Raw genomic sequence first — 10,253 nt, 5'->3', positions numbered from 1 at the left:
ATGATCGGATGCGGAACCGAAAGCGTCAGCGCGCCACAGGAAAGCGGCAGGCAATAGGCCAGCAGCCGGCGCCCGAGTTAGGCCAGAAACCGTTCGGGACCAGGCGAGGCGCCGGCCTCGTCAATCAGCCAGGCAAGGGGGGACGGCAGATCCATGGCTTAACATCGCACGCTCACCGGGGCGGCCGCAAGGACATCCCCGGAGTGACCGCTTGCGGTCATCCCCGGATTCGAAAAAGGACGTCCGCTCCCCTGTCGATAACCATTCGCCACGGTGGAAAACAAAAAATAAACACTTTAAACTTGCGCGACTTTGATTCCATTATAGGGCCGTTCGTCATCGTGTGATTGAGGGGTACGATGGGCACGATATTCTGGCCGAAAGATCCGCTGGATGGGAATGACATGACGCTGCTGACGTCGATCCTTCGGCGATGGTGCGAAAGGTATCAGGTCGAGCTGACGGCGGAGGAGAGCAGCCGCAAGGCGAAAGAACTCGTCGAATGGTTCGAATTCGGCGTCAAGGATCCCATCGAGCTCGAGGAATTGATCGACGACAAGCACTGGCTCGTCGGCAGCATCTGACCCTCTCGGGCAAATCGGGAGAACGCTGGCTGTCAGCGTCGGCGAAGCTGTTTCATTAGAAAAGGCCGGGCGAAAATCGCTCCGGCCTTCATCCATTACATCTAAGCGAGACCTTTAGTCGTCATCCCGCCAGCGCCGGTCGCGATCCCAGCGCCTCTCATGGCGCCAGCGCGGGCCATCATCCCAATCCCGGTGACGCCGCTCCCAGCCCCAGCGGGGCGGACCACCGTAGAAAGCTACCGGCGGCGGGCGTCTCCAGTTTCGCCGGCATTCGCCCCAGCGCGTCAGATGCCAGCCGCGACCGCAGGCGTAGTCGACCTTTGTGACATTGCTCTGGACATTAATTGTCCCCATCGGCATCGCCTCAGCTGTGCCGATCGAGAGGCCGCCAACGAGCAAGGCGGCCGCGATAGAAAGCGCTTTCATCGAGAACTCCATTTTCAATCCAGCCGTCCCCACTTTATGGCCGCTAAATTGAACTGGAGATGAACTGCGCGTTCATGTTTGGCGCTGGAGCATGATGCCGAAAAGTGTGACCGGTTTTCGGACGACCTCATGCCCCAACTCTTTGCTTTAGAACAGAATTCAGACTTTTGGCCGATCCAGCCTATAATCATCCTGTTCTGGCAGCGGGCGATGTTGAAGGCGGAAAGCTGGGCTACGTCCTGCCGTAAAAAGGGTCAGGACCTGGATCACGCCCGGCGGCGACTTCGGTCAGCCGCCCGAGGTAATGCGCCCAGCCTTCCGCATGGCCGGCGCATTGATCGGCGCTGGGCAGACCGCTATGGGTGAGCCGCAACAGCGTTCCGCCCCCCTGCTCGATCAGGTCGATCTCGACCAGGCTCGACCCCGGCGGCACCACCTCGCTGCCGTCCCAGCCGAAGCTGTAGGCAAGGCGATGAACCGGCACCACCTCACGAAACGAGCCGCGTGCAAAGCGGGCGCCGGTGACGTTGACGAGATAGAGTCCGCCGGGCTGCGGCTCGACCTGCGCTTCCGTTCCCATCCAGCGCAGGATCTTCTCCGGATCGGTCATCAGCGCAAACACCGCGGCCGGCGGCGCCGCGATATGCGCCTCGCGGTGAACGACGAAAGATTCTGGCATCACTCTCTCCCATGGTTGTCACGGCCCCGCCCAGGCGGAGACAGCGCGTCCTGTCTTGTCGTGGTATTTCTGACCTAGATGTCCTCACAGAGAGCATGTAGGCGCATGCCTCTCCTCCGCAAGAGGGATTGCCGGTCGCCATCGACGAACGAGCGAAATCGCCGCTTGGGGAGCTCTGATCCAGCTCCGGCCGCGAAAGCATTTCGACCTATTGCCAGCCCGCCGCCTTCCCCCTATTGTTCGTGCCGTTCTCAGGGCGGGGTGAAAGTCCCTACCGGCGGTATGCAATTTTGATTGCGAGCCCGCGAGCGCCTTCTCAGGAAGGGTCAGCAGATCAGGTGAGATGCCTGAGCCGACGGTCATAGTCCGGATGAAAGAGAACGTGCGTTCCTGCCGCCCTTGCGGCTGTCGGGAACGTTCGTGATCGCCTTGGGTGATGTGTCTGTTCGCCAAAGGAGATTACCGTGACACCCACCCGCTACGCCTTCGTCAAAGCCAGCTGGCACGCCGACATCGTCGACCGCGCCCTTGATGGCTTCTACCAGCTCGTTCCGCCCGAGCAGGTCGACGTGTTCGATGTTCCCGGCGCATTCGAGATGCCGCTGCTTTCCCGCGATCTTGCGGCAACCGGGCGTTACGGCGCCGTCATTGCCGCCGCCTTCGTCGTCGACGGCGGAATCTACCGCCACGAATTTGTCGCCCAGGCCGTCGTCGATGGGCTGATGCGCGCCGGCATGGATACGGGCGTGCCGGTCCTGTCGGTGTCGTTGACGCCGCACCAGTATCAGGAAACCGAGCATCACAAGCAGATCTACCGCGCGCACTTCGTCGAGAAAGGCCGTGAAGCGGCAAAGGCAGCTCTGACGATCGGCAAAACCCGCGCCGCTCTTGCCGCGTAGTCAGCGGTTCGACGAACAGAAGACGGCGGGAACAGTCCCGCCGCTTCGATACAACTCCGCTACACGGCCAAATCAGACAGAATAATTGATTCGACGGCCTCACCGCACTGTGGTCCACTGGCCACTGACATGTATCGCCATTCTTAACGCATCCAAAACCCCAAGGAGCTGAAGATGAGCAATGCAATGCGCAGTGAAACCCCCATTGAGACCCCGAGAACACAGCCCGTCGACACCAAGCTCGAGGTGGTCGTGATCCCCGTTTCCGACGTCGATCGCGCCAAACGCTTTTACGACGGCCTGGGCTGGCGGCTCGACGCCGACTTCGCCAATGATGCCGATTTCCGTGTAATCCAGTTTACCCCGCCCGGCTCCGGCTGCGCGATCATCTTCGGCAAGAACGTCACCGCCGCGGCCCCCGGTTCCGCCCAGGGGCTCTACCTGATCGTCTCCGACATCGAGGCCGCTCGCCGCGATCTCATCGCCCGCGGCATCGAGGTCAGCGAAGTGTTCCATGACGCTGCCGGCGTCTATGCCGGCAAGGACGAACCCTATCTGTTCGGCCGCCTGCGGATCGCCGGCCGCGATCCCGATCATCGCAGCTATCGCTCCTTCGCCTCATTCAAGGATCCCGACGGCAACGGCTGGCTGTTCCAGGAAGTCACCACGCGGCTGCCGGGGCGCATCGACGCCGACGAGACGAAATTCACGACGTCGACCGAGCTTGCGTCAGCACTCCGCCGTGCGGCAACTGCCCATGGTGAACACGAGAAGCGAAACGGCGGCAAGCACGACGAAGGCTGGCCGGACTGGTACGCCGAATACATGGTCAGCGAACAGGCCGGCAAGCAGCTGCCCTTATAGGCAAAGGCGGCAACATCCTCTGAGAAGCAAGGGCATTTCGGTATGGCGCGCGCCATACCGAAATGTTTTATCGTGTCTATGCCTCACCAAATTCACCGATCTCCTTGCCGACGTCAGGTCGAGGATCGCGATCCGCCAGAAGCTGTCATTGAGATGCGGAAGAGATCTGCGACGTTATCCAATCTGAAAATGCGAGCATGGCTGCCGTTGGCGGCCTTGATTGAAGTCGAGTCAGCCAATAGCTGCCCAATGATATGGTCGTGGGAAAAGGTTGTAATATAGCCCCTGATGACAGATGCCTGGAAAACATCGACGGCGGCGCCAGAGCAATTCCCAATCCTTGCATGGCCGCCTCCATCATGGCGAGGGAAGAGTCAAAAACGATCCCTGCGTTGACCTGTGCCGCCGGCGGAACATCAGCTGCCGCGAACCAGGTACTCCACTCGTCCGCCCTATAGCTCCGCAAAAGCGTCGCTTCGGCCAGATCTGCGGGCGAGCTTAAACGGTCTGCCAGTCTGGGGGTGCACAGAGGCGAAAGCGGAGCGTCGAACAGACGCAGTGCTTCTGTGCCGTGCCAGGAGCCGCTGCCGAAGCGAATGGCAAAATGCAGCCCCTCAGCGGCCATATCGACGCGATTATTGTTTGTCGAAATGCGCACGTCGATGAATGGATGCTGCTGTTGAAAATCCGGAAGCCTTGGCAACAACCAGCCGACAGCAAAGGTTCCAACCACGCCCAAAAACAGCAATTCCCGAACTTGCCCGGCTTCAATCCTGTCTAGCGTGATTGCCATTTGATCGAAGGAATTGGTCAACGTCGGCAAAAGAGCTTCACCTTCCGCGGTGATTTTCAAACCCTTTGGGAGGCGCTGGAAAAGCGCAACGCCCAATCGCTTCTCCAGGCTTTTGACCTGCTGGCTTACGGCGGCCTGGGTAACGCAAAGTTCGATTGCGGCGCGGGTGAAGCTGAGATGTCTCGCCGAAGCTTCGAAAGCTCTCAAGCCATTCAAAGGGAGGAATTGCCGAACCATCTTAGCCCTAGATTTTCTTGTATCTCCTCCGAGATATCATCGTTTGCTGCCGCAAAACAGTGCCATTAAATGCCGTCCTCATGCGCCTTTGCGCTGATTGAGCTGCGTCTGGAGGATGAAAAAATGAAGCTTTATTGGATAGGAATTCTATCAGCCGCCCTGGTCGCGACATGCATTTCCTCAAATGGCTTTGCGGCTGACGAGATGAAACTGCAAGCCATCTCGGACAACGCGATCAAACCGATCATGGATAAATACGGCATCCCGGGCATGGCAGTTGCCATTACCGTTGACGGAGAGGACCACATCTACAACTACGGCGTCGTGTCGAAGGACACCAACAAGCCCGTCACTGCGGCCACCATGTTCGAACTCGGGTCAATCAGCAAAACGTTTACAGTGACCCTCACATCCTACGCTGAGGTGACCGGCCGACTTTCGCTGTCGGACAAGGCAAGCAAATATCTTCCATCGATGAGGGGAAGCCCCTTCGGCGATGTCACGCTGATGAATTTGGGCACGCACACGGCTGGCGGATTTCCGCTGCAAATTCCTGATGACGTCAAAACCGAAAAACAACTAATGGACTATTTTGAAGCCTGGCGTCCTTCATACGAGGCTGGAACCCATCGAACTTACGCCAATCCAAGCATCGGGATGCTTGGCTATATAACGGCGAAAAGCATGCAGCGGGATTTCGCGGCGCTTATGCAGGACGAATTGTTTCCCTCTCTCGGGTTGAAGAGCACATATATCAATGTGCCGAAATCGCGGGTGGCGGACTATGCCCAAGGCTACAAGCGAAGCGGTGAACCGGCTAGAATGACACCCGCCATTCTTTCGTCCGAAGCCTATGGAGTGAAATCCACAGCAAGCGACATGATCCGGTTCATCGACGCGAACATGGGCCTCGTCGACCTGGACGAAAAGCTCCGGCAGGCGATCACGAATACGCATAGGGAATACTTCGATGTCGGCGCAATGACCCAAGACCTTATTTGGGAGCAGTATTCTTATCCCGCGAAGCTGACGACGTTGATGGAAAACAATTCCAGCGCGATGCTGAAAAGCATTCCCGTCAAGCAACTGAAGCCCGCAATGGAACCGCGCGACGATGTATGGATCAATAAGACCGGCTCAACGAATGGTTTCGGCGCCTATGTCGCGTTCATCCCGAAAGAGCGAGTTGGCATCGTCATCTTGGCCAATAAAAACTATCCCAACGAGGATCGAGTCTCTGCCGCTTACCAAATACTGACGGATATAACTTCGGCGCGCTGACCCGGTAGAGCATGATGCCGAAAAGTGTGCGCGGTTTTCGGACGACATCATGCTCTAACTATGTAATTCAGGACAGGATTGAGATTTCAGGCCGACCGGCCTAAAATCATCCTGTTCTGGCATCAGCGGTCGAAGATGTCCCGCCACTGCTTCTCACCGATCAGGCAGTCAGTGCCCGCCTCAGCGCCAGCGATCTTCTGCACCGTCGCCGGCCGGGAAAGGTCGCTGATCTCCAGCACCAGCTTGCGGCGCACGGCAACGGCGAAATCCTCGATCTTGCGGACCGGCAGCACGAAGGCGCCGGGGCCGCCGATCACGCAATCCGCATAATATTTGTCGAGCCCGTTCGGCGCATCGGAGGGCCGCAGCATGATGGCCAGGCCGTTGATGATCATGCCTGCTTCCACCGCCTTGTCGCGGGCGGGGGTGACGGGATCGCCTGAGTTGTTCGGCCCGTCGCCGGAGACATCGATCACCTGTCGCCTGGACTGAAAGGGACTGGAAACGATCATGCTGGCGCCCTGGGCGATCGCGGTGGAGATCGATGTGCGCCGTTGCGTGGCAATCGGTCGGGCTTCGAGCTTGTCGGCAAACGCGATCGCATCCTCTTCCGTCTCGATCACCTGCCAATCGATCACGGAATCCTGGACGACATAGCCTGCCCATTCGAAATAGCCGATGGCAATGCGGCCGGTCAGCCCGCCCTTCACCGCGTCGATGAATTCCTTGTGCTTGAGCGCCTCGACATAGCCCTCGCGCTGGATGCCGATCTCCTCGAAATCCATCGACCGCGAGGTGTCGACGGCGAGCACCAGCGTCACGTCGACCTCGCTTCCCCCCGCCTGCGCGGCCGGGGTAATGCCTGTAAGCCCCATAAGCACCGCAAGTGTCGTCAGCATTGGTAATCCAATCCCTGCGCCATCCAAGCCAGCAAACTCTAACACAGCTTGGCCGACGCAGGACGCTCGCCCACGCGCACGGCTTCAATTTTCGGTGATGGATCGGAAGGCCTTCAATGCAAGGGAAGCCACAAGGGGTTCTTCCATGCCTTCAGCGCATCGAGAAAGACCTGCAACCGGGAAGGCAGGAAGCGGCGGGTGGGATAGACGGCGTGCACGAAAATTTCCTCGGACGACCAGTCCGGCAGCAGGCGGATGAGTTCGCCACTTCTGATCTGTTCGTCGCAATAGGTCGAAGGCAGCAGGCCGATGCCGTGTCCGCGATAGGTGAAGGCGCTCACCGCATCGAAATCCCGGCTCGATACCGGCCCCGACACATGCAGGCGAACCGTTATGCGCCCGTTCACGAGATCCCATTCCGCTTCGCCGTTGCGGCCGTTCAAGAGAATGCACTGATGGTCCTTCAGGTCTTCGGGCTTCAAGGGAAGCACCCTGCCCTTCAGATAGTCGGGCGCAGCGACCAGATAGCGCACGCTCTTCCCGAGCCGCTGCGCGACGATGGTCGAATCCTTGAGTTCGCCGAAACGGATGCCGAGGTCGATGTTCTCCGCGATCAGATCGAGGAACAGGTTGGTGACGAAGAGATCGACCTGGATCTTCGGATATGCCTTCAGGAAGGCCGAGACGAATTCGTAAAAGACCTCCTGTCCGAAGATGACAGGCACGGAGATCTTCAGCAAACCCTCCGGTTTTCTCTGTGTCTCGGTGAGTACCTGCTCGGCGTCGAGGAGATGGGCGAGCGGTTCGCTGCACCTGTTGTAATAGGCCCGGCCCTGGGCGGTCAGGCTCAGTTTGCGGGTGGTCCGCTGCAGCAGCGTCACGCCGAGCTGCTCCTCCAGCGACGTCACCTTCCGGCTGACCGTCGATACCGGCATGCCGAGGGAATGGGCAGCACGGCTGAAGCTGCCGTACTGCGCCACCTTCACGAAGACTGCGATATCGTTCAGATCAGCCATCGCGATATTTTTGCATGGATGCAAAAGAGAATCCAGATATTTCCATCTAATCGGGTAATGGAGTTTTCGCCATATTCACCTTGCGAAAACAAGACAACCCGATGGAGGCGCATTCGCAGCAGCCCCATCTCGAGCGACCCGGCCTTCGCAAATGCAAGGCCCGCGTTGCCCGAACCAGTTTATGGAGATCAGCATGACTACGAAAAAAACAGTCATCGTCACGGGCGCCTCGCAGGGTATCGGAGCCGGCCTCGTTAACGCCTTCATCGAGCGCGGCTATAATGTGGTCGCCACCTCGCGCCAGGTCAGCACTTCGAACGCTTTCCAAGCCTCCGACAAGCTGGCGCTCGTCGACGGTGACATTGGCGATGCCGAAACCGCAGCGCTGGTGGCAAGGACCGCAATCGACCGGTTCGGCTCGATCGACGGCCTCGTCAACAATGCCGGCATTTTCCTGGCCAAGCCGTTCGTCGATTTCACCATGGACGACTTCAAAAAATTGTCCTCGACCAATCTCGAGGGCTTCATCCACCTGACCCAACTGGTCGTCAGGCAGATGCTCACACAGAAAACGGGCGGCAGCGTCGTCAGCATCACCACGCCATTGACCGATCATCCGATCGCCGGTTTCTCCGCTTCGGTGTCGATGATGACAAAGGGCGGTATCAACGCCATCTCCAAGAACCTGGCGATGGAATATGCGAACCAAGGAATTCGCTTCAATATTGTAGCTCCCGGTGTGGTGGACACGCCGCTGCACAAGGATAATCCGAAGGATTTCCTGAAGACGTTGTCGCCGATGGCAGGCATATCGAACGTCGAGGAGATCGCCGACGCAGTCGTCTTCCTCACCGAAGCGCCGCGCGTAACCGGGGAGGTGCTGCACGTCGACGGCGGCGCACATCTGGGCAGATGGTAGACCATGCGAAAGCGCAGGCAGCCGGCGCGGAACGGCGGCTGCAGGAACTCGGCATCACGCTTCCCCCGCCACCGACACCCTTTGGGGCCTATGTCGAAGCGATAAGGACCAGTAACCTGGTCTTCTTCAGCGGGATGCTGCCGGTCGTCGGCCATGAGCCGCGCTATATCGGCCGCGTCGGCGGTGCTCTGACGGCCGAAGACGGCAGGAAGGCGGCCGAAACGGCAACGCTGAGTGCGCTCGCAGCCGCAAGGGACTATCTCGGTTCACTGGACAGGGTCGTCAGGGTCGTCAAGCTGGGCGTCTATATCGCGACCGAAGGCGATTTCCGCGACCATCCGAAGGTTGCGGACGGAGCATCCGAAATGCTGCTTGCGGTCTTCGGCGAGGAAAAGCTCTCAGGCCGCGTCGTGCTCGGCGTCGCCAGCCTGCCCCTCGGCCTGCCGATCGAACTTGAACTCATCCTCGAAGTCGAGGATTGAAAGTAGCCGGGCACTTTTCTGCGTGCCCGGCGAAAGCATGCCTCGCCCTTCGAAGCCCTTGCGGGCCACCTCTGGGCGAGGCTCTCTTGAGCCATGTTGCGCTCACACCGCCACCAACAGCAGCACGTAAGCGATCACACTCACCATCAGCCCGCGGAACGCGAAGGTGACGCAACGATATTTGCTGCGGGCGATGGCGGAGAGGATGTTGGCGTTTTCGAGATACTGGTCGAAGAGATAGCGTTCGTCGCGCCGCAGTGCCGCCTCGAAGAACAGGTCGCGGTGGTTCTGCCAGGCGCCCCAAAACAGCGAGGTCGAGCTGTCCAAACGGCGCGGCAACACGACGAGGATCGCCGAAAGGATGGAAAAGACCGAGGCTGCAGCAAGCAGGCCCGAGAACAGCATGCTCCCTGGCGCCCCGCTCGCGTAGCGTGCCGGGCTGAAGACTGCCCTCACCTCGCTCGAACTCACCAGGAAGGCTAGCATGAAAGTAAAGATATAGGCGGCCTTCTGGTCAGATATCTTGACCTGGTCGTAGAATATGTCGTTGATTTTCTTGATATGGTCAAAATACTCGGAACTGATATCACCGCTCGACGGCGCGCTCAGCATAAGATCAGTTGCATTTTCGAAATCGCTCACCTGAATACTCCACCTACAAAGTGTTTCCCTGATATTACACTGCACGGCGAATTCAAGAACACGTGTGCAATGCGCTTGACTTTTCTTTTCTACATGGACAAAGGGGATGTGGGAGTTGGGGTTGGGTCATGCTGGGTCGCTGGAAAAACATCTGTCGCGCCGGGGTGGCGCTTGCGCTCGTCTTGCCAGGCTTTTCGCCGCCGGCGGCGGCCGACCCCGTTCAGCGTGCAACACCGGTTGCCGGATCCGTCATTGCCCGCAAGACCGGCGAGGAGGTCCGCTTCATCGAAGTGTCGAACTGGCGTGTCGTCGACATCAATCAGGATCTCCTGACTGGCGACGTGCTGCGCACCAATGCCAACGGCCAGCTCGCCATCGTCTTTTCCGATCACACCCAGGTCCGTCTCGGCCGCAATTCCTCGCTGCAGGTCAAGAAGATGGCCGCGAGCGGCGACACGACGCTGGAGCTGCAATCGGGAACGATCTGGGCGCGCGCCGAGCGCGGCGGCCAGGGCCTGACGGTGGAAACGCC

The 10,253-nt window shown here is 59.1% G+C and carries 13 protein-coding genes, 1 pseudogene and 1 riboswitch; of the genes and pseudogenes, 7 read left to right on the top strand and 7 right to left on the bottom strand.

The features are described 5' to 3' along the window. A pseudogene (locus MOV76_RS36280) lies at positions 1-155 on the bottom strand (adenylate/guanylate cyclase domain-containing protein); the annotation flags it as partial. Positions 156-359: 204 nt separating this feature from the next. Between MOV76_RS36280 and MOV76_RS36275 the strand changes: the two are divergent. Further along, complete coding sequence (locus MOV76_RS36275) at positions 360-584, top strand: hypothetical protein (RefSeq protein ID WP_018242716.1); 225 nt, start codon at positions 360-362, stop codon at positions 582-584. Between the two features lie 114 nt (positions 585-698). Here MOV76_RS36275 and MOV76_RS36270 read toward each other — a convergent pair whose 3' ends face one another. Both MOV76_RS36270 and MOV76_RS36265 read right to left on the bottom strand, forming a co-directional pair. After that, positions 699-1,010: a GCG_CRPN prefix-to-repeats domain-containing protein gene (locus MOV76_RS36270; RefSeq protein ID WP_247266357.1), complete on the bottom strand. Its 312-nt coding sequence runs from the start codon at positions 1,008-1,010 to the stop codon at positions 699-701. Between the two features lie 232 nt (positions 1,011-1,242). Continuing rightward, entirely contained in the window at positions 1,243-1,689 is a 447-nt protein-coding gene (locus MOV76_RS36265) for an SRPBCC domain-containing protein (RefSeq protein WP_018242718.1), read from the bottom strand. 243 nt (positions 1,690-1,932) lie between these two features. Beyond that, positions 1,933-2,075: riboswitch (FMN riboswitch) on the top strand. 78 nt (positions 2,076-2,153) lie between these two features. Between MOV76_RS36265 and MOV76_RS36260 the strand changes: the two genes are divergently transcribed. Both MOV76_RS36260 and MOV76_RS36255 read left to right on the top strand, forming a co-directional pair. Then, positions 2,154-2,588, top strand: a complete 435-nt coding sequence (locus MOV76_RS36260; protein ID WP_018242719.1) for a 6,7-dimethyl-8-ribityllumazine synthase — start codon at positions 2,154-2,156, stop codon at positions 2,586-2,588. Positions 2,589-2,762: 174 nt separating this feature from the next. After that, complete coding sequence (locus tag MOV76_RS36255) at positions 2,763-3,452, top strand: VOC family protein (protein WP_028732774.1); 690 nt, start codon at positions 2,763-2,765, stop codon at positions 3,450-3,452. A gap of 145 nt (positions 3,453-3,597) precedes the next feature. Here MOV76_RS36255 and MOV76_RS36250 read toward each other — a convergent pair whose 3' ends face one another. Next, positions 3,598-4,482, bottom strand: coding sequence for a LysR family transcriptional regulator (locus MOV76_RS36250; RefSeq protein WP_018242721.1), 885 nt, complete (start codon positions 4,480-4,482; stop codon positions 3,598-3,600). A 123-nt stretch (positions 4,483-4,605) separates the two neighbouring features. Between MOV76_RS36250 and ampC the strand changes: the two genes are divergently transcribed. After that, positions 4,606-5,763, top strand: a complete 1,158-nt coding sequence (ampC, locus tag MOV76_RS36245; protein ID WP_247266356.1) for a class C beta-lactamase — start codon at positions 4,606-4,608, stop codon at positions 5,761-5,763. Between the two features lie 122 nt (positions 5,764-5,885). Here ampC and MOV76_RS36240 read toward each other — a convergent pair whose 3' ends face one another. After that, complete coding sequence (locus MOV76_RS36240) at positions 5,886-6,662, bottom strand: DUF1194 domain-containing protein (protein ID WP_018242723.1); 777 nt, start codon at positions 6,660-6,662, stop codon at positions 5,886-5,888. A 113-nt stretch (positions 6,663-6,775) separates the two neighbouring features. Beyond that, on the bottom strand, positions 6,776-7,678 hold the full coding sequence (locus MOV76_RS36235) for a LysR family transcriptional regulator (protein ID WP_247266355.1): 903 nt from the start codon (positions 7,676-7,678) through the stop codon (positions 6,776-6,778). A 193-nt stretch (positions 7,679-7,871) separates the two neighbouring features. On the opposite strand from MOV76_RS36235, the gene MOV76_RS36230 reads away from it, so the two are divergent. After that, positions 7,872-8,597 (top strand): SDR family NAD(P)-dependent oxidoreductase, encoded by a 726-nt coding sequence (locus MOV76_RS36230; RefSeq protein ID WP_112906604.1) that lies wholly within the window; start codon positions 7,872-7,874, stop codon positions 8,595-8,597. Then, complete coding sequence (locus tag MOV76_RS36225; RefSeq protein ID WP_247266354.1) at positions 8,591-9,079, top strand: RidA family protein; 489 nt, start codon at positions 8,591-8,593, stop codon at positions 9,077-9,079. Before MOV76_RS36230 ends, MOV76_RS36225 begins: the two co-directional genes overlap by 7 nt. A 102-nt stretch (positions 9,080-9,181) precedes the next feature. Here MOV76_RS36225 and MOV76_RS36220 read toward each other — a convergent pair whose 3' ends face one another. Then, positions 9,182-9,721 carry a Pycsar system effector family protein gene (locus tag MOV76_RS36220; protein WP_018242727.1) on the bottom strand — a complete coding sequence of 180 codons (540 nt, stop codon included), beginning with the start codon at positions 9,719-9,721 and terminating at the stop codon, positions 9,182-9,184. A 128-nt stretch (positions 9,722-9,849) separates the two neighbouring features. Here MOV76_RS36220 and MOV76_RS36215 point away from each other — a divergent pair. Next, positions 9,850-10,253: FecR family protein (locus MOV76_RS36215; protein ID WP_247266353.1), on the top strand; the 404-nt coding region annotated here is incomplete at its 3' end.

It is taken from the genome of Rhizobium sp. PRIMUS64 (genome assembly GCF_023006465.1).
GTDB lineage: Bacteria > Pseudomonadota > Alphaproteobacteria > Rhizobiales > Rhizobiaceae > Rhizobium > Rhizobium leguminosarum.
The sequence above is the reverse complement of the archived record's forward strand: the minus strand, read 5'-3'. Positions and strand labels throughout refer to the sequence as shown.